Below are 20,421 nucleotides of genomic sequence, written 5' to 3' on the forward strand. Positions count from 1 at the left end.
AGTAATTAATATTACCTAAACATTTACTAAAATACTAAACCTACCAGTACGCTCAAAGTCGTCTAACATATCACTATCTAAAACCTTATTTGGTACGACTTTTAATACTTTATTGCCATTCGCTTGTCGATTAACCTCCCATAAGTGATTACAGCTAGAGTTTCGAATTGCAAAGCAATTGTCATCTCTAGAAATCCATTGGTCTTCATCAGATTTTGCGCCACAACAAGGGCAATACAACAACTCTTCAAATCTATCTGCGGCTGCAGTAACGGCATCAACTGCCTGAACGATAGAGACATCCTGCTTATGCTCTTTATTAAACTCCAGTAGCTTAGGTTTAGCAGCTAGACATGGCTTTATTATGGTGATGCTATTATTCTCAAGCTTCCAATAGCCATTTGCATTCATTCGGTTTAACGTTTTTAAAAGCAATGATGGAGCTTTAGATACTGTAATTCCAATAGTTTGCAATGTTTGACTGATCAACCACTTCGAAATCAAAATAGCTAGCTGTTCTAATGAATAAAAATTGGTTGGTGCAGTACAAAGATGTTTTTCATTCATTTCTAGAGCAGAATCTAAAGAAAGCAATATCCTTTGACTGTTTTCCATCAACTCTGTGTCTGAGAGGTCAATACTATTGGTGAAACACGGAATAAAGAATAAATTATGTTCAGGTGTTTTTAATACGATTTCAGAGTTAGCTGTTACCTCAAGATAAATGGCCTGGTTTCCGTTTCTTTTGAAGCAGTTTGGTGTCAACTCATTAAAACCAAGTTCATGCAATGTTCGTTTCACCAAGTCACAACAATATTGTGAATATGCAACTGCAAGCTTCTTATTTCGTTGAAAAATTTGTTCGGGATCGAGGTAATTAGCTTGCTGGGTATCCAACCAACTATTCCATAACCTTGCTACATGACGATAATGCTGGTCATGTGACAAAACGTTGGTCATATTTAACTTAAGTGGAACATGAATATTATGAGTTAACGTTAGGTACAAACCTGAATGTTGTAATGTTCTTACTTTTTTCAACATCTTGGATAGCAGTTCAAGTGTTGCTATTCCGTGTACTGCAGCATCATCCGCTTGTTCATCATCAGAAAAGCCTTCTCCCCATAATGTAAAGATACTGTCCCGCAACTCAAAATAAATACCTTCCGCATTTTGAAAACTCACTGCTTGCTTGAATATTTCTTCTAATTTTTTAACTTCTAAAATGCGCTTAACTAAATATTGCTCAATATTACCTAGTAGTTTTACATACACTCGATTTTCATAAATATTGAGCTGATCTTCACTTTCTAAAGCGAGGATTTGTTTAGGGATTACACCGGTTAATGTCCGGGTTTGCCAACACTCTGAATGAGAGGCTAAGTGAGCATTGGCAGAGCCAGCTACTTTTTTAGCTCTGGAAACTGGAACAAGATGCTCCTCATAAATTAACTCCATTCTAGGCCGTCTGGCAATTTCTTGGAGATGCCCTTTTTTTAGAACATCGACTAGTAATTCCTCAAATTTAGTCAACTCAAAGCGAGCAAGTAATTTATCTGGTATAAGAAAAGAGCTATTTTTCCCCAACTCAACCGCTTCTTGATATGCGAGTATTGCACTCTCGATAATTTCTAATTCAGTCTCAAGTTGTTCCGACTTTTCATTATGAATAAATGAGCCTACCTGAGGTCCAATGTGAAACTTTTCAGTTCCATCACTAATAAGAAAATCATCTGTCTGGATATTTGAATGTCCATTAAAAATGCACGATTCCTGAGCCACATATCTTCCAGGCGCAATATTTTCAGGAAGCTGTTTTACTAACTTCCCGTTAAATCTGTCATACCAAGTAATCATTAAAGACTACTCTTTTTCTTCAATTCATTATTTAAGAGTTTCAAGCTCGCTTCAGGTTTGGAATTAAAGCCTTGAGTACGCCAAAACTCGTTTAATGCATCAATAAGGTTTGAAATATCTTCATGCTCAGTGTCATAACGGCCAGTCGCTTTACCCGCCCTTAGCACCTTAGTTGCTAACATATGATCTAAGGCAAAGCCCAAGTCACTGCCACACTCTAGCATGACGGGTATAAACCTAGTAAGATGCCTTTCTAATCGATTGCCCCAACTAACATTGAAATCTTCCTCTAGTATCATTGAAAGCTCAGAACCATCTAATGCTTTAATAAGCTTAGTAACCTGAGAGCTATGTTTGTTAGCTGCCGCTTCAAAAGCTGCCTCTAGTGATTCAAAACTGTAAGTCACTGGTTCTAGTTCTTTGTTGATTTCAAACGTATTCTTATGCCTTGGAAGCTCCATTACATGGGCACGGTCATAAGTTTTATCTGCGAACTCAAACGTTGTTTCATCATGGTTAGCAGTACCAATAAACCAAAGGTTTTTTGGGATTCTAATTTTTCTACCATCGATTAATTTTTCAGGCCCATTTGGTTGCCCTGTCGTCATTAATGGAAGAATTCTATCTTTAGGGTCTAACTCTAGCGCTGAAAGAAACTCTGCAAAATACTGCTCAGGTCTTGAAAGGTTCATTTCATCAAGCAGAATAATGTAAGGGCGATCACTGTATGCTGGAGATTGAGCCTCATATAATGCCTGAAGAGTTTCTTGTTCATAAAATTTCTTTTCAAATGCATTGAAGTGCCCTATCAAATCACCTTTATCACGCCAACCAGCTTGAACTGAAATTGTTTTGACTCCGCCACCTATTGCTCTCGCAAATGCTTTAGCCAGGCTGGTTTTACCAGTACCACTGATGCCCTGTAGAATATGTAAATGACTCATAGCAAGACCAGCAATAAACAGCCAAATATCTTCAAGGCGATAGTACAATTCTTTCTGTTCATGAGAGTCCCAAGCAATACGATGTTGAAGCACTTCAGCAAAGTTTCTTAGTGAAGGAATAGACTCAGTTATCCCCTTAGCTCTTAGTTTGCTATCAAGTTCTAATAGAGCTGGGAATGCGGTTTTAGCTTGTTGCTTATTAACTAAATCGTCAACATCAGCACTCAGTTGATCAACAGCTGCTTTTAATAATTGATTATGTTTTTCCAAAGTTTGTTTTTGCTTTTGAACTTGCTCCAACTCAATAACAGACATCCTACTTTTTGTAAGCTGAACTTTATTTTGCTGTAACTCTGCCTGAGCATTGTTGTATTCTTGCTCTAATGCTTCGTAGGTCTTTTTAAGCTCTTTGTAATATTGTTCAAGCTGTTCGCTAGGCTTCTCATCTAACTGTAAACGAAGTTTGTTTACCTCTTGTTTGTAATGATTAAGTTGCTCTAAAACCTCCTGTGGACTTGCGTCACCAAATTGTCTTTCTATGTCTTTAAATGAACTCAACTTTGCAAGTAACTGCTTTTCTTCTTTTCCATATTCAGTTATTTGCTTTTCAAGGTTTTCTTTTTGGTTTTCCAACGACGTTATTTTTTGAAAGAACTCTGTTTCAACTTCACTGCGCAGAGAAGCTTTATATTGTTGCGCTTCCTCCTCAGTCAGATTAGCCTGCATTCGCTTCCTTTCAGCAATCGCTAGTTCTTGTTTTATTTTGAAGTATTTCTCGTCTAGTTCAGCTTCTTTCGAAGAGATTTCCTGCAACTTTTCTTCGAGTAAGGCTTTTTCTGCTTCACTCAACGATTGTTTGGTTCTGGTTAGCTCATCTACTTCTTTTTCAAGATTTAGTTTTTTCCGTTCCAATGATTCTGAAAGCTTCTTTTGTTTTTCTTCGAACGTTTCAAGCATCTCCATGTGTTTTGCGGCAAACCCATTTTCAGCATCAAGCTCTTGCTCTTTTAGCTCTTCGAGCCTATTGGCAAGTTCAGCCGTATCTTCAGCATTTTTCTTTTTATTCGCCAAAAGCTCTTTGGATTGCTTATCTAGTTCTTTTTTTTCTGAATCAAGTTTCTTTTTAAGTTCTTCTACAGACTCTTCTAATTGCTTTGATCTTGATAAACTCTGTTTATTATCCGCTTCAATCTTCTTGTTTTGCTCTAATAGCCTTTTAAGTTCGCCAACCAAAGTTTGAATATCATTGCCGTAAGACTCAGAGGCTTCTTTTTTTTGCTCTTCACTCGCTGCATCATGTGACGCTTTTGCTAATTTAAGTTTCTCAGCCATTGCACCAAAAACCGAACCACTATCACTCTCGACTAAGTTGTCAACAGCAGCTAATGCACTATTAATTTTATCTTCTACTTTATTTGGAGTTTTTGATGCATTTGCAGCAACAGGCTGCTTCTTTGTTTTATTTCGTTTTGACATTATTTACTTCCTAAAAAACTTTCTAAAACTATCAATAATTCATCTACTGCGTTTAAATGCTCTAAAACACTATCCTTAGAAATATTTTCTCCTCCAGCGTGAGAGGCGAATTGATTTCTATCATTAGCTAACGGAATTATTAGATCTAACCATTCAGAATAGCGTTGGTTTATTGATTCAATTACATTTGGATACTTTAGTAACATTGCTGCAACTAAAGGTTTTAAAGACTGATTACCATGAGTCAATGCGCTTCTAATGCTTTTTGGTGCAACAGTAGCTAATTGATATCCCACTTCATGGCTTACTCCATCAACGCGACAATACATCTCTCTAAGTCGATTTCTGTTTTGTTGGTACTTAGGCCACTTGTCATCCCATTCAACAACCAATTTTTCCCATTCTGAGTTTGCTTTTTTTGGCTGGATAAATGTTTTTAACCAAGCCTCCAGAACGCGTTGTAATTCACTTAACAAGCTATCTAGTAACTCAAATCGTGGTGATGACTCATAATTTACTTGCATCTTAACTCTCAACATTCCAAGTAAATGTTTTTCGATTAACGGGTACTTTTGAACCCAAGGATATTTTGACAGCAACTCAACTTTTGCTAACTCTTCAAAGTGAAGCAATTGTTCTTGGTAACTAGATACATATTCTTCTTCAGCGATACCCATTACCTCATTAACTCTGGAAGCAAAATGCTTATTTGAATCCAACAACTGTTCGGCAACATCATTTAGCTCTGGAAGGGTTTCCGTTAGTCCTGTTGGATCAGATAAATACCACGAGCGCTCACCAGAAATTGTTGAAAATAACTTAGTGTGGATGAACACTGCAATGGGGTCCTGCTCAATAAACGCTATAGAATAAGTAACCTCTAGCGCATCGTCTGATATATAAAAGTCAGCTTGTTTTAACTGGTTCAATTCCCTTCGATAGGCTCTTAAGCAGGTGTTCATTTGCTCTGATGTTGGCACTTCTGGCTTAACGGTATTACTTATTAACAAAGGCTTTACTAACTTCCCTGAACCTTTACTTCGAACAAATTGAGGGAAATGCCCACTGAAATCCATGCCTTCTATGTGCGGTAATGTCGAAAGTACTCTCGGCATCAACTTTCCAGTGGTTGCATCTTGAAGTATGTAATAACTTGTTTTCTCGTTTGTAGACTCTTCAACACCTAAAAGTAACTGCGTGGCTTTGTCTGTATGACTCCAACCTTCAAGGTAACCATCATTGGTTAATTGAGCTAAAATGTGCCTGATAAGCTCTTTATCTAAATTGCTGTATCGGCATAGTGTTTCGTTGTTACGGCACCCAGCTAAAATAAGCTTTAACACCAACATCTGAAAAATATTTAAGCTTGGCTTACTTTTAGGTGCCGCTACTCGCCATAAATAAAACGGCCAAAAAATATCTTTTTGACTTTCGTAATACGGTTTTTTAGTTTGCGTACTTTTTAAGTAGCAAACATCTTGAATATCTCTGTGTGTAATCATGACTTGACCTCACAGAGTTCATGAATAAATGCCCATACTTGAGGAATGGCTTTTTCGGCTGACTCGCCAGAAAACATGGCTTTATCACCAACAACTTTAATTAAACTCTTAGCTCGACTAAACGCTACATTTAAACGGTTTGGTGTGCGAATGAAGCCATATTTTTTTCGGTATGCATTTTCATCTAATGCCGAAAAGTCATTAGAGCGAACCATTGATAGAATCACCACATCAAACTCTTTCCCCTGAAAAGCATCAACAGAGCCAACTCGAATTTTTTCTTCTCCCTCTTCCGTTGTTTTAAAGCCAGGCAGATACTCCCAACCATCATTTGATTTTTGGCAAATTCCTACTTGTGCAAGCTTATTTAAAATTAACTCTCGTTGAGCTGCAAAGAAGGTAATAACACCCACACTTATATTAGGATTCTCTTTAAACAGCTCTTGAACTTCACTAACAACTTTTTGTGCTTCGCAATTGCGTTGCCAACTAGTCCCTGAACGCTGCTCTTTACCAGACTGTAGAGGCAGGTCAATCCACTCGGCTACTTTATCTTTATACTTAGCAATACCGAGTTCGAAATGATCTTCGCTTAAGCCTGCTCCAAGTTTCGGTTCTCCTTCAGCTTCATAAAATGAACGACTAACAAACCCGCCGATATCTGGATGCATCCTAAACTGGGTATCTAGCATCACAGTTCGTTGAATCCCATCCTTGGCTTGGCGAGCTTTTAATTGCGTATATAATCGCTCGAAAAGACTCATTTTGATTGCTTTAGCAGTCTCTTGTTGCAAGTCACCTGCTTCAATCATTTCTTTTTCAATATCGGGTTCTAACATTTGCGGTAGCTGGAAGTGATCTCCAACTAATACGATTCGCTTCGCTGCCAGCGCCATTGGAATAAATAAATCAAGCGGGTTCGCTCTGGCAGCTTCATCTACGATGACTGTATCGAAGGTAAAGTCTCCCCCAACTTCATCCAAAGAAGCATTAATTTGCTCTTTATACTTTACAACCTCCTGACCCGCAGAACGTTGACACGATGCGCCAATTGATGTTGTGTAGTCCCTTACACTTTTTGCAAGGTAATCCGGTTGATACTTGATTATGTCTAAATATTCCCCGATAACATCAGGTATCCCTGCTGCACAATTCATTGCGTGCTTAGCGATAACCTCATTCAATTGATGGAGGGTTGATATTTCTTCTTTTGAAAGCTCAACTTGTAACGACTTAGGTCGGTAATCGGGGATTAAATAATCGAGTAACTTATTTTTAACTTCTCTGATTTTTTCAAAGTCTTCAGCACTGAGATTCAACTTCTCTATAATTTCATCAAGAACTTCTACTTCTTCTTCAAACCGCCCCGTTCTGCGTAAAGCGGATAGACACTTGAAAGACTGTTCATAGCCATCATCGTCATACGCTCGTTCAGAGGTACGTAAACCTCTCACTTGATTGAGTAATAAAGAGTTAGAAGTTGTTTTGTTTTCATCGACTTGAGTGTCAAACTGTTGCTCAAGTTTTGCTTTCAGGGACTGAGGTATGTCAAAACCGTGGTTTACCCTAAGATTATCAATATCCTCAAGAAGACTTTTCATCCGCTCGTGTTTTTGTTTTTTATCTACACGAGAAGCAAGAATAGTGGCAATATCCTTTCGAATGTTTTTTATAATTTTATAACTGCCGTCATTTTGAGCTAACTCATTCGCAACCTCAGTTAAATTACTTGTTTGTTTCTGGCTCCACTGCTCCAATAAATAAGGGGCACGGGTATTATCATCCGCTCTAATAGCCGGAATACCAAATGCCTCGGATCTAGCGATGACATTATCCACCGCATCATTTTGATAGCTGGTAAGTAGTATTTGCCCCGTTAAATTGCTCTTATGCTCTTCTGCCAACCTATTTTGCAACGCACTGATAACTTGGGTTTTACCTGTACCTGGTGGGCCGAGAATTAAGGCGATATCAGGCGTATTTAACGCGACATCTAATGCTTCTATCTGCTTTGCCGTTGGCTCACCTTTAAAGGATCTTCTCGCCGCAGAGGTTAACGGTTTTAATTTGTTTTTGGCTTTTTTTTGCCTAGAAATACTGAAATCTTGATCTTCAATTAACAGACGTAGGTCTTTCATTGGATTAAAAAATCCTGTTATTGAATCCCTTGCTTGCTCACGTCTTTGCATTTGCACAATTGAGCCACTAATCGACAAATAAATAACACCTTTTTCTTCAGGCTTACCGTAAGAGTTTAACTTGAGTGTTATGTACTGATTAGTATGCCCCGAAAATTGAGCTGCAATACTCTCAACCTTTTCATCCATTTCAAGCCCTAAATCACCAATATTATTCTCTAGCCAACTAGGCAAACGCTTGTTGATCTCTAATGTATGGTTAGGCTCTTCTTTTAAAATTGCGGCAAGCTGTTTAACTTTCTCTAAATCTTTTTCTTTGAAGTAAAACTTCCACTTCACACCATCGACTGAGTCCTCTTTATCGATTTTAATATAACGAACAAAGTCAGCGTTATTGGCGAGTTCCACCGATTTTTCTTTAACTTTTTGGTTGTATTGGTTCCATAAGTTTATGTATGTTGAATTATCTCGATTTAACTCCTCAAGCTTTTGCTTCACTAAAGGATCTTGAATTCGAGCTGCAACCGTATAGTCAACAAACGATAATTCACAATCGATAGAACTCAAATCGAACTTAACCTTACGGCGCAATTTCTTAACCGATTTCGCCCACATCCTTTGATCTGGAGTATATTGCACTTCAAGCACGCTAGTTTTACCTACAATCGTTAGCCCTCTATTATCAGCAACGCTTGCGCTGCTGATCGCTGTTAATACTTTCGATTGGTTATTAACATCGAGTACAAACTCGCTTTTTAGCCACTCTGTAACGCTATCAATGTCTTTGGATTTTAGCTTTGTGAGTTTAGCAACTTGCTCAATAATGTTTTCATCTACAGAAACTTGCAGCTCGTGAAAATCCAAATTATTTGGTAAGCAGGGGATCGCTTGAATAAGCACCTTATTTTCTTGTTTAGATATAGGTATCCAAATGAAGTGCTCAATGTCGCCATAGCTATCAAATACTGCCGCGTTAGTAACCTGAGCCAAAAGGTCATTTTGCTTAATAAACAGCTCGTCGTGGATAATGTGAATAGATATATCTTGTTCACAATCAAGCGCCGAAATAACATCCTCTTCTATGACAGCTTCAATGATCTTTTCTTGGGTTAAATGTTTTAGATCTCGAGTATTCATCAGCCTACCACCTCAACCTAAACAAATTAGCAATTTTCGGCTCAGGATTATCGACGACAGGCTTAATAATTAGCCATTGATTAGCTCTTGTTGAAGCTGATACTGGTGTTTTCGAGTTGAAGGTTTGAAGTTTGTTTTTACCCATCCCCATCTCAAAAGATTTAACACCTATTGGCGTGATCTCTAAGCCCTCTTTAGAAAAGCGTATCGACAGTAGTTCTTGTGATTCAGACCAGTACATAGAACCAGGGCAAGAGTTTTTGATTACGATGGTTTCGCCAATATTAAGCGTTTGGTGATACCCAGTATCAACGTATGTATCGTAAATCGTTGTGTTAGGAAGCTCTAGAATTGATAAATCTTGGAGGTTATTACGTATATACAAGACTTGGCTGTTGTTCATTGAGGATCCACAGAAAGGGCACTCTAAATGGCCGTCACTTACCAAGAAGTTAAAAGAAGCATTACATTCATTGTTTTGGCACTTCACTAGCATATGGGCAAGCTGTTCAAAGACTTCCGCCCATTCACTTAAACTTGGTCTGGCTAGCGGATCATTTTTACCTTCGTTAAAGCATTGCTCAAATAAATTATAAAGAGGCTTTAGCGCTACCAGCTCTAATGGAATGCCTTTGGGGTACTCTTCATCTAGCGCATTAGCATGATCAGTTGGGTGGTATATCCAAGGTAACTCACCCGCAAACGCACGCTCTTCGTTTTCAGGAGTACCATTTTCAACCGCTTCACCAATAAATGGGTGATTAGTTGTTAATAGCTTCATCGCGACGATTGCGAAACTCCATGCATCCGTCAGTGAGGAAACAAAACTATCGCCATTAACAACTTCTGGTGCACCAAAACCTGGGCTAAAAATGCGACCTGGCTTGCCTTCATCTACTAAAGAATCAAAACTTTCACGTTGGTTAACACAAATGTTGTCACAGTCAATCAACCACACTTCAGAGTACTCAGGGTTTTCTGAAACAAAAATATTAGCCGGAGATAAATCGCCGTAAGCTAACCCTCTAGCATGGAGATCTGACAATGTTCTGGCGAGCTTTGCCAAAATAGTCATCCGGCGCTTTAAGCCACCCGTTGTTAAATAGTGTTCTGGTGAACCTTCCGCAGCAATTAACTCTTCGGTTTCATTCATTAACGATTCTAGAGAAATTAATCCATCCATCAGCTCCATTGCATAACCAAAGTTATTCCCTTTCATAGCAATGCGCGAGAATGGTTTAGCAATGTTTAATTGCTCTAAAGGTTGCCTCATTAACCAATGAACATGCTCAAGCCATTTTCTTTTTTTATCTTTATCTCGCTGCGTGCTCATTTTAACCAGCACGTTATCAACCTGAGTTGTACAAACAACTCCCTGACCACCTTGTCCAATCTTTTTGACTAACTCAAACTCTTGACCAAAGATGTCGGTTACAATACGTTTGTTGGTTTGTTCTTTTGTCATTTATTTATAACCTTTACTCTGCACATCTAGCTCAAAACCATTACTGCGAAGGTTTTATCATCCGTGTGATTCGGTGTACCCCAGTTCCTAAATTCGTTTTTTAACCAAGCCTTAGCTTGTCTAATACTCTTGCCCTTAGTGCTTTCAACAATCGAATTTGCAAAGTCCAGCTCCATGCCTTGGTGCAGATCTTCACTAATACCGTCGGTCATAAGTGCAATCACATCACCTACACTCAATTGTTGTTTCGTTACTTGCCAGTCTGAAAACTGTTTAGATTTACCTAAGCCTGTAGTGATGTTGCCAAAATCATTTGTATCCAACTTCTCAGTTGTCTGTTGCGAAGTTAGAATTAAACCGTCACCTAACTGAAACGTTCTAAGTTCTCCACTATCAGAAAGCCAAGCAATCAAACATGTTGTCACTGCATCGCTGGCTTGAATATCGCCAAGCGAGTTCAACCACTTTTGGTAAACCCGCTTGATAAGCGCTTTACTTTCAATGCTGAAATCAACCGCCTTAATCACATCAAATGCAGCTCGACATGCTTGCTTTGATCCCACATCAGAATCAGGCTTAGACCCCATGCCATCACAAACAACAGCAAGCCATCCACTTGGCACCCGTTTTACTAGAACAGAATCTTGATTAGGTTGACCATTTAGTACATGACCAGGCCCAATGACAGAAACACTTAGGTGGTGAATATTTACCATTGGCCTTCTAAATCTAAGCCTAAATCGTCGTCATCGTTGTCTAACTCATCAAAGTTAATCGGTGCGAGTTCGTTAGGGGTTCTACTCTGAGAGCGTGCTGTTACGCTCATGGTGACTGCTCTAAAGAAACGGTGAATATCTCTGGCTTCATTAGCTTTAAATACTGGCGCTTCTAAGTCATTGTTAAATGCCTCAAGCACATCGATATTTGCTTCTGCCCCAATCGCCATTGCAAAACGACTGGCTTTTTGCCCGCGTTCACTGGTTGTTAAACGTTCTAAACCTGCTTGCCAACTGTCGGTTGGAATACCGTCAGAAAGTAAAATTAATACAGGGCGATAATCGCGAGATGTGATCAATTCTTTATCCTCAAGCAACTCAGTCGCTAATTCGAACGCATGACCCATTGGTGTGCGACCAATCGCATCGAGTGGCTGCATAGCTTCTATTTCAGATGCTTTAGCCAGTGGTAGATGCATTTCAGCCTTATCACCGCCAAATGTGATTAAACCCACTTGAATTTCAGCTTGTCGAGCTGATTCTTGTCTAAACGTCGAAACCATGTTTTGTACAGCTTCATTAAGCGCTGCGATCTTCCCGTTCACTGACATACTGCCACTGGTATCCGCTAGAATAATGACAGGGAGTGCTCTGGCTTTTGCTACTGCGAATTTTTTTAAACTCATTTTCTATCCTTTTAATTTTGATTAACTGTATGCCAATCAAACTTCAATTAATGTAAATGTTTATGACTGTGCTTGTACGGGCGAACTTTTCGTAAATCCTTATTTTTAAACGCCGTTAACACTGTTCCATTTGCGGACATAACCAATTGAACACCATTCATATTTTTTAAATCCGGTTCAATATCACCATATTTTTCAATTTCCTTTTTACCAACCACATGGTAAACCGCACGCCTCGCGTGAATAATCCGACCGTACCGATATGCAAGCAAAACCTGCTTTTGAGATATACCCCGCTGCCCTTCTCGAATCTGCGCATGTAAACTATTCGTCAAACCAGATGCAAAATAAAGTCGATCATTTTCTCTTAAAACAAAAGCCATAACGTTTTCCTCACATAGTTAGATAACAATACTAAATGCGAGAAACAGACCAACCCCAACTCATTGTTTTATATACAATAAATAACATTCAAAAAAAACAAATCTGCAACAAAAAATACCAATTGGTAATTTTTATTACCGACCATACACATGGCAAATCACATAAGTTAGAAGTGTTATAAGGAATGTTTTGATTTAAGAAATTGTAAAGCACTTAAATGCTTATTAAGGTTGTTATTTTGAAGCTCAATACCGAAAAATGGGAACTTTCTTGCAGAAATTAGAATTGGTGACATAAACATCCTTGTTGTCATTTAGGTAACATTTACAGATCAAGTTGAGTTTATAAGTCTTACTTATTTCAGTACTCATTTTCAACTTTTACAAATCAATCATTAAATTAAGTTAACTTATATATAAATCAACAATAGATTAGTTGCAATAGTTAAGTTATTTTAATCGTTGGCAATACCCCAATAAACTCTCTAGCGGAATAACTCTTCCTTTACGTTTGGTCTATTTGTTTGTTATTCGTTTTACAGTAGTATTTAGATAAATAGCTAATATGCCCACTTATACTCAAATCGATACTTTTGCCCCACTCAACGTTAAACATTAAATATAATAATCCACTCAATAACAGAGCTATTTCACTTCTAGGAATGAGTTGATAGCTTTCCAATTTATCCGCTAACATTGCCTTCCAGCCAATAGTAAGTACATTAGTTAGCTCTTCAATAGTTAAGCGTGTTGTAACAGGCATAAAGAAAATAAAGCGACCATTGGTTTCGCAAACAATAATTGTCTATTCATTCGACTTGTATTAGTTATCAATGATATGAACTTGCCAGCACATTGTTGTCCGATTTGGCTACAATGTTTTAACACCCGCTTGTTTACCCTCAAGCACTAGCAACCTTACTAGCTCTTCTTTGAACCACTTTGCAATGGCATTTGATGCACCGAAAACAAAGATACATTTTTAGTCATTGGAAATCCCTAACAATTCCAAACTAACCCTTTCCTTACAGTGATAATTAACATCAAATGGTACTACTCTTAACTTTAACATCTGCTTGTCGTCAAAATAGAAATCATTGGATAGAACCTGTTCAAAATTATCCGTTTTTGGATAAATCAAAATTAGTACCCCGTCACCTTTTAGGTACTTATAGCCATAACCGAGCATTTGGTAAAAGTCGCTTTGAGATAGGCCAAACTTATCTTTTCCTGCTTTTTTATTCTGATCGATTAACTTCCACTTAGTATCTAATATGGTGTCACTCCGCGTAACATCTTTAAGGTATAAATCTGGTTTTAGACGGAAATAATGTTTGTCTCCATAACTTACTAGCGATTTGCTTTGTACTTGAGCACAAAGTTTTAAATGATGGGGGGTTCGTTGTTTTAAATATTTTGCAACAAAGTTCTCAAACACAGCTTCCATTGGAAATAACAACGAATAAGCATTGTTTTCACCTAACATTGACTGAGGTGAGTAGCCTTCCAGTATAAGCCGTGCCCAACTAAGCGGCACGTCGTAGTGCTGCATGCCTCTTTGGAGTTTTACACTAGAAAAGTCGTTCTTGTAGTTTGTACTGAGAGGCACCTCGTCAAAAGCAAACAGCAGCTCTTGAGATAGCTTCTTATTCTTGTTCACATTGGTATAAGAGGCGACCGATTTAAGTGCTGAATGAACAAGTCGGTTTTCCGCTTTATCCATCAAATAAGCATCGTATTCGACGTAAAACTTGTGGCGATTAATAAAGTTGTGCTTAAGTTGCTGGCTGTGTAGTAGCTTGCCTTTTAGATAAGCACTATTAGTCTGCTCTCGAACATAGTCACTTCTAATACCCTTTTTAACCAAAACATTAACAGCGTTTAAAAACTGAGAAATAAAGATTTCCATTAATGGCATTTTCTGCTTTTTAATACTGGCGACTTCTGTTTCTATATGTCTGAACTTTTTTAAAGACCTAAGCATCATTAGCAGCGATAGCCGAGCTAACTCTTCACGCTTATTGGTATCGCCAGCCTCATTAGCTTTAGCTACTTTAGGGAGTATTTCTATTTGGGTACCATCAGGACAAAGAACGACACCAGCATAATTTTGCACTTGTAGGACTTCCATACCATGCGCAATTTTCAGCTTTAAAAAACGTGACTCTGACTCGTCACATAAACAACACTTTTTAAGATATTCAAAAGCACTTTCCGATATTGCTTCTACATTATCTTTTTCTGCCGCTTTAGAACTAGCACCTAAGAGTCCATACTCAAATACGGTAACGTTAGTCGTTTGTCGTCGTTTTAATCCCTTAATCATGTTGAGCGAGTTAACCTTCATCCTGATTTGAGAAAGTTAAATTACCAGCGCTATATATGCCTATATAGGTCAAAGGATCAGTCCAAAGCTTAGAATCAGCTTCAATCAACTTATAGTCCTGCAGGTCATCGTCAACGTCACCAACATCCTCAGTATCACCAAAGAGCACCTCATAATCGACATCTGACTGTTTAATAAGTTGATAGACTTCGGGCTTTTGATTATCGCCAAGCACTAGCCGAATCTTTTGCCAATCTTCAAAAAAGTATTCAGCGAGTAGTGGAATAATCTTATTCTGGCAGCAGCTCTTCAATTCGAGAAGCGCTTTCTCGTCCTCACCAGCAGCAATAGCTTTCACAACAGGCACTAAAAACGCATGACCTAGCTGATGTTCCCTGTCATATAGTGCTGATATTCGTTTGTTCAGTGTTTGCAGTAGCAGCGCTAAATCTATTTCAAAACCGTCACTTTCAACTTTGAATGACAAGCCTTCTTCGTTATGCAGAACATCATAATCAGGCATCATTTCTACAAAATCAAAACGGCGGCGAAGCGCTGTATCCATTAACGCTAAAGATCTATCAGCGGTATTCATTGTCCCGATAATGTAAAGGTTATCCGGCACTGAAAATTTATCGCCGGAGTAAGGTAAGGTTACTTCGATAGCTTCCGAGCGCCCTAAGCGTTTTGATGGTTCTATCAATGTAATTAGCTCACCAAATATTTTTGAAATATTGCCGCGATTGATTTCATCAATGATTAATACAAAGTTTTTACGCTCTTTTTTATAAGCATCATTTTGTGTTTTAAATTTATTAAGGTACTCAATCACCGCGCCATAATAAGGTTGCAACCCACCTTTAATTTCTTTTTCACCGTTATAAACGGCTCGCAGTGTCTTTACACTTAACGAATGAACTGACGATCCATTACTCTTATCAAACCGAATTGTATTATTCGTTATATCTGTAACGGTAAAGTAAGTCTTTTTACTTAATGTATCTATTTTAAGTCCGTCATCAGCTTCGGCTAACTCTTCAGAAAAGACCTGCCATTTATCTTCAAAGGTGCTTGCAATCGTTTTTGTTTTTGCAATTTGGTGCTCTTTGGCATCTAAACATAACGACTTAAACACACCATCCTTTTCAAAGTAACTAAGTTGTTCGCCTTCAGTTTTAGCACTTAAACCCTCAACGAACTCCTCGTAACCATAACTTTGATGGAAAGTAACAAACCTTATGCGGCCTGAACTATAAAGCTCCTTGTAAAGGCGAGTTAATTCGGTTCGCTGTTCTGTTGTTGTTCCTAAACTTTCATCAATACCAATAGCACGAAACATTTCAGGTTCTGCCGCTTTTACCGCCGCTTGAATTGAGTGATAGGTTTTTCCTGTGCCCGGTGGGCCATATAAAATAGTGTTTAAAGACGAATCAGCGGAAGACGAAGGCATAGATAGACCATCGAATTCATCATCTGAATTTAAAAATATTGAGAAGTCTTGTCTCGCACCGTTAAATGTAAAATCAACTAAACCTTTTCTCTCTTTGTTATTAGGGATAACTTTCCAAATTCGAGGCTGGTATGTGTATATGTACCAAGTAAGCTTTTTAAAGTCGGTTTGCCAATCTACTTTTAAGGTCTTTCCATCATTCAAGTTTTCAGTGACTACACCTATCGCTTTAATATCCATCACAGATGACATTTTACCTTTGTTATCAAATGGCAAACCATGAGTTTGTGTATAGGCAGATTTAATGGCGATTTTGTCTCCTTTTCTTATTTCCTTTACTTTGTCAGTATATTTTCCATCAGTTCCATTCTGCCAAATGCCATCTCTCAAAAACCTTTCCGTTTGATCATCGTCACCACCATATGAAGCACCTAAAAACCAGTATACATCGTCGTAACTATTTGTAGGTTCACCAATTTCAAAACCAAGACTCTTTGCTTTTTTGATAAACCGAGCAATATTGTCAATTCCCCATTGATTCGTTACTAAAACTTCTCGATCTTCAAGTTCTATAACCTCGACTGCTTTTTTAAAATAACGGTTATGCTTTTTATCATCTGCGTCTTCAGGTAGTTTGTCGTACTCTAACTTCTCTAAAAACAGTTCTCGTGAGCCATGTATTTGAGCAGGAAAAGTTTGCAATAGTTGCGAGTAGCTTGGCTTTTTAGCGTTAACGTATTGCTTTATAACTTCAAGAACCAATCTATTCTTTCCTAATTCTTGTCCGTTAAATTGATATTTTGAATAGTCTCTTGGCATTTTACATTGGCTCCGTAACGATTGTTCTTATCTGCTCTACCGCCGTTTTTATGGGTTGAATTCTTAAATTAAACAAATTGTCAGGTTTAATATCTATTTTCCCTTCATGAGCAATAAGGTTTCGCGTATCATAATATTTGCTTTGTTTTCCTTTAGGCTTGAGGAGTTTCCCAATTAACTCAGTTTCCAAACCTAAATAATTCGATGCTCTCTCAAAGTCCTCTTGATTTGGTAAAGGTTGAGGGGCTATATCTTTAGCTTTAGTCGAAAACTTATTTACCGAAAGTCGCTTAAGACTGATAGACACTTTGGCAATGTCTTCTGACAAGTTTATTGCCTCGTTGTAAGAAATACTTTGCTGATATTGAGAAATAAAATTCTCTAAAGATTCGGAATATACTTTAAGCTCAGCTTGAGCTTTACATATGTCACGCCTGAGCGGTTCCAACTCTTTAATATGGCAACGCTTTTCGTATAGTTTCACGATTATTTTAGTAAAAATTTCTATCAGCCCCCAGAGCTTAATATATGAAATCATGCTATCTGACGTAGATTCAAAGCTGACACTACACAATTGTTCGCTTAAGTGCGATTCGAACCATTCTGGAAAATCAGGCAATTCATTACTTAAGTATTTTGACATATCAACGTCCTTGTTTTTTAGTAAGAGCTATAATTCGCCAGCGAAGGCTTTTTGGCTTAGTGCAAGAAATTGAGTGTCGCAAAGCCCTTGATTCAAAGAAAGCCTGCCCAGGTACGAATCTACTGTGTTAACTATTGATTCAAATCTTTTTTGTAATTCCGTTGGAGGTATAAGGATTTCTAATTGTTCAATTCTGAAAAGAGCTAATTTGGGGACACCAACAGCCATAGTTTTAGATTTAATTTGATTCTGAATGAAGTCCATTTGCAGAGCTGATGCCAAATAAAAGTTAGTTATTATTTTCTTATTTTGAATGAGCAATTTATTTGCATTCTCTGTAAGGCTAGCACTATGCAACTCATCAGGAACAACACCCACATCCCCAATATTAGCCCCAACGACAGTTAAACAAACATCACCGGCATCAACTGTATATCGCGCGATTTTTTCCCTAACGTGATGTGGAACGTATTCAAGTTTGTTAGAGTTAACTTTTCCATTTTTAATATTTCCAGCCTTTATATAAGGATATCCTGTATTTTCTTTAACAAGCTTTTCCCCTTTAGGAATTCTTTTACCACCTTTAATAGTACAGACTTGACCTAAGCAAACCTTTTCATATCCCTTCGGGTTAGTAACAGGATCGCCGAACATGTCTAGGAATACGTTGCGGAGGAAGTCGTCAGCGAGGTTGATGGCTTGTTGGCGTTTGCGGCGGATGGCGTCGGCTTTATCTAAAATCGCTGCAATGCGTTTTTGTTCTTCGAGTGGTGGGAGTGGGATTTCGAATTCTTCAACTACTTTTTTTGATACTTCCTTAAAAGTTGCACCATTACCTAAAGCATCTAAATGCTTACTATGAGTTAGCATGCAATAGTACAAATATGTACTATCAACACCTTCTCCCGCTACCAAACTCTTAAAACCTTGATTAGTACACATATCTTTGCCAGCTATTGCCACATTTCCTATTGGTGCACGTGATGTAAGTAAGATACTTCCTTTAGGCAGTAAATAAGTTGCACATTTATCGAAACCAAGTTGAGATATATATTCTGGTGCGTCTAATAAAGTTTTATCAGTTAAATTGGAGACGTCTTTTGGTGTTACCCAAGGAACGTCATCTGATTCCCAGTACTCAGGTACATTCCTCTTAGGGGTAGCTCCACCAATGACTTTACAACAGTCTTTTAGCTTTACTTTCGGCCAACTCACAGCATTTCCTCCAGTGCTTTTAGATCACTTAAAATGTCATTTTCCAATGCTACTAATTTTTCTAAAATTACTTTTGGTGCTTCATAACTTTCTTCTTCATACACCACTTCTTTGTAGCGATTGATTGATAGGTCGTATTTATTTGAAGTAATTTCGTCTTTACTTACCCAAAATGCCTTTTGGGTTTTATCGTTAGCATCGCTGGTCGCTTGTGCTTTATCACGGGCTTTAAATTCGCTCACTAAGCTTGGTAGGTCGTTATCTTTTATTGGTGTGCGTTTATCATCAAGCGTGAAACCATCGGCTTGTACATCGTAAAACCAGACATGGTCGGTACTGCCACCTTTAGTGAAAATAAGGATGGCTGTTGAAACACCTGCATAGGGTTTAAACACCCCACTTGGTAAAGATATCACTGCCTCAAGCTGGTTATTATCCACCAGCAATTGTCGCAATTGTTGGTGGGCTTTTGATGAGCCAAATAATACACCGTCTGGCACGATAGTGGCGGAACGGCCACCCACTTTTAACATACGCTCAATTAACGCAACAAATAACAGCTCAGTCTTTTTGGTTTTTACTTTGCGCAATAACTCTGGGCAAACGTCTTCTTCGTCTAAACTGCCTTTAAATGGTGGGTTGGCAAGAATGATTTCCATGCCTTCTTTTGATTCGTTCGGGAAGTTTTCGCTAAAGCGTTGGCTTAAGGTATCTTGGTAATGAATGTCAGGTTGTTTAATACCGTGCATTACTAAGTTCATTGCAGCAACACGTAACATGGTGGCATCAAAATCAAAGCCGTGGAACATGTCGGTGTCTATATGCTTACGGGCTTCTGGTGTAATTAAATCACCCGAATAGAGTACGTTTTCAACTTGTTTACCGTAAACATCTAATAGTGGTTTACCTGCATCGCCATTTTTACCTTCATCTTCAGTAATAAATATTGGCTCGCGCTCTATACCTTCGGCAGAGCTATATTTTTCAAGCAAATATTCATAAGAAATAGATAAAAAGCCACCTGTGCCTGTTGATGGGTCACAAATACGGCTTTCTAGGGTTGGGTCCATCATTTCAACCATGGCGCGAATAATATGGCGTGGTGTTCTAAACTGGCCGTTAATACCTGCGGTGGTAAGTTTACTTAATAAATACTCGTATAAATCACCTTTAGTGTCGGTGTTGTCCAGTGGTAGGTCGTTAACCATTTCTACCGCTTTTACTAACAAGCTTTGCTTTTGGATCATCAATTGCGCGTCTTTCATAAACTCGCTAAAGAGTGAACCTTCGTTGCCATCTGCTACTGAACCTTCTGCAACTGAACCTTCTGCAACTGAGACAGCTGAGCTTGAAGCAAAGAACGGGAACAGTTCGTCTTTTACTAATTTGTAAAGCTCTTCTGCGCCAAGGTGACGCAGGTTTTGCCAACGTAAGTGTTGTTGATGATCGTTAAAACGACGACTGAAAGCTTTGTTGGTTCTCGCGCTACGCTTTTCGTCAGCTTGCTCGTTCATGTCTAACATGCGAGCGTACATTAAAAAGGTAATTTGCTCGATTACCGTTAACGGATTAGTAATACCGCCCGTCCAGAATTCTTCCCAAAGTTTGTCGATTTTGCTTTTTAGTGGACCTGTGATCATATGCTGTTAATTTCCTTTGACGGG

Annotated in this window: 14 protein-coding genes; all 14 read right to left on the bottom strand. The window is 38.4% G+C overall.

All coding sequences use genetic code 11. The annotated features are described in order from the left end of the window. Positions 1 to 15 precede the first annotated feature (15 nt). The 14 genes from Q4575_RS04705 to Q4575_RS04770 all read right to left on the bottom strand — a co-directional run bounded on the left by Q4575_RS04705 (position 16) and on the right by Q4575_RS04770 (position 20,397). Complete coding sequence (locus tag Q4575_RS04705) at positions 16 to 1,857, bottom strand: hypothetical protein (protein WP_303521480.1); 1,842 nt, start codon at positions 1,855 to 1,857, stop codon at positions 16 to 18. Continuing rightward, positions 1,857 to 4,277, bottom strand: a complete 2,421-nt coding sequence (locus Q4575_RS04710; RefSeq protein ID WP_303521481.1) for an AAA family ATPase — start codon at positions 4,275 to 4,277, stop codon at positions 1,857 to 1,859. Before Q4575_RS04710 ends, Q4575_RS04705 begins: the two co-directional genes overlap by 1 nt. Continuing rightward, positions 4,277 to 5,779 (bottom strand): hypothetical protein, encoded by a 1,503-nt coding sequence (locus tag Q4575_RS04715; protein WP_303521482.1) that lies wholly within the window; start codon positions 5,777 to 5,779, stop codon positions 4,277 to 4,279. The genes Q4575_RS04710 and Q4575_RS04715 overlap by 1 nt, the downstream gene beginning before the upstream one ends. After that, positions 5,776 to 9,054 carry a DEAD/DEAH box helicase gene (locus Q4575_RS04720; RefSeq protein WP_303521483.1) on the bottom strand — a complete coding sequence of 1,093 codons (3,279 nt, stop codon included), beginning with the start codon at positions 9,052 to 9,054 and terminating at the stop codon, positions 5,776 to 5,778. The genes Q4575_RS04715 and Q4575_RS04720 overlap by 4 nt, the downstream gene beginning before the upstream one ends. A 4-nt stretch (positions 9,055 to 9,058) precedes the next feature. Then, complete coding sequence (locus Q4575_RS04725) at positions 9,059 to 10,519, bottom strand: serine/threonine-protein kinase (protein WP_303521484.1); 1,461 nt, start codon at positions 10,517 to 10,519, stop codon at positions 9,059 to 9,061. Between the two features lie 26 nt (positions 10,520 to 10,545). Continuing rightward, the gene (locus Q4575_RS04730; protein WP_303521485.1) at positions 10,546 to 11,235 is read right to left on the bottom strand and encodes a PP2C family serine/threonine-protein phosphatase; all 690 of its coding nucleotides are present in this window, start codon (positions 11,233 to 11,235) and stop codon (positions 10,546 to 10,548) included. Then, positions 11,229 to 11,921 carry a VWA domain-containing protein gene (locus Q4575_RS04735; RefSeq protein ID WP_303521486.1) on the bottom strand — a complete coding sequence of 231 codons (693 nt, stop codon included), beginning with the start codon at positions 11,919 to 11,921 and terminating at the stop codon, positions 11,229 to 11,231. The genes Q4575_RS04730 and Q4575_RS04735 overlap by 7 nt, the downstream gene beginning before the upstream one ends. A gap of 47 nt (positions 11,922 to 11,968) precedes the next feature. Continuing rightward, a complete protein-coding gene (locus Q4575_RS04740) occupies positions 11,969 to 12,304 on the bottom strand; it encodes a hypothetical protein (protein ID WP_303521487.1) in 336 nt (111 codons plus the stop codon). 505 nt (positions 12,305 to 12,809) lie between these two features. Beyond that, positions 12,810 to 13,067, bottom strand: a complete 258-nt coding sequence (locus tag Q4575_RS04745) for a hypothetical protein (protein WP_303521488.1) — start codon at positions 13,065 to 13,067, stop codon at positions 12,810 to 12,812. 219 nt (positions 13,068 to 13,286) lie between these two features. After that, the gene (locus Q4575_RS04750) at positions 13,287 to 14,630 is read right to left on the bottom strand and encodes an McrC family protein (RefSeq protein ID WP_303521489.1); all 1,344 of its coding nucleotides are present in this window, start codon (positions 14,628 to 14,630) and stop codon (positions 13,287 to 13,289) included. Between the two features lie 10 nt (positions 14,631 to 14,640). Continuing rightward, a complete protein-coding gene (locus Q4575_RS04755) occupies positions 14,641 to 16,899 on the bottom strand; it encodes an McrB family protein (RefSeq protein WP_303521490.1) in 2,259 nt (752 codons plus the stop codon). A gap of 1 nt (position 16,900) precedes the next feature. Next, entirely contained in the window at positions 16,901 to 17,542 is a 642-nt protein-coding gene (locus Q4575_RS04760) for a hypothetical protein (RefSeq protein ID WP_303521491.1), read from the bottom strand. Positions 17,543 to 17,569: 27 nt separating this feature from the next. Further along, positions 17,570 to 18,757 (bottom strand): restriction endonuclease subunit S, encoded by a 1,188-nt coding sequence (locus Q4575_RS04765; RefSeq protein ID WP_303521492.1) that lies wholly within the window; start codon positions 18,755 to 18,757, stop codon positions 17,570 to 17,572. Further along, complete coding sequence (locus Q4575_RS04770; RefSeq protein WP_303521493.1) at positions 18,754 to 20,397, bottom strand: class I SAM-dependent DNA methyltransferase; 1,644 nt, start codon at positions 20,395 to 20,397, stop codon at positions 18,754 to 18,756. Before Q4575_RS04770 ends, Q4575_RS04765 begins: the two co-directional genes overlap by 4 nt. Positions 20,398 to 20,421: the final 24 nt, after the last annotated feature.

Source organism: Psychrosphaera sp. 1_MG-2023 (assembly GCF_030548245.1).
Classification (GTDB): Bacteria; Pseudomonadota; Gammaproteobacteria; order Enterobacterales; family Alteromonadaceae; genus Psychrosphaera; species Psychrosphaera algicola.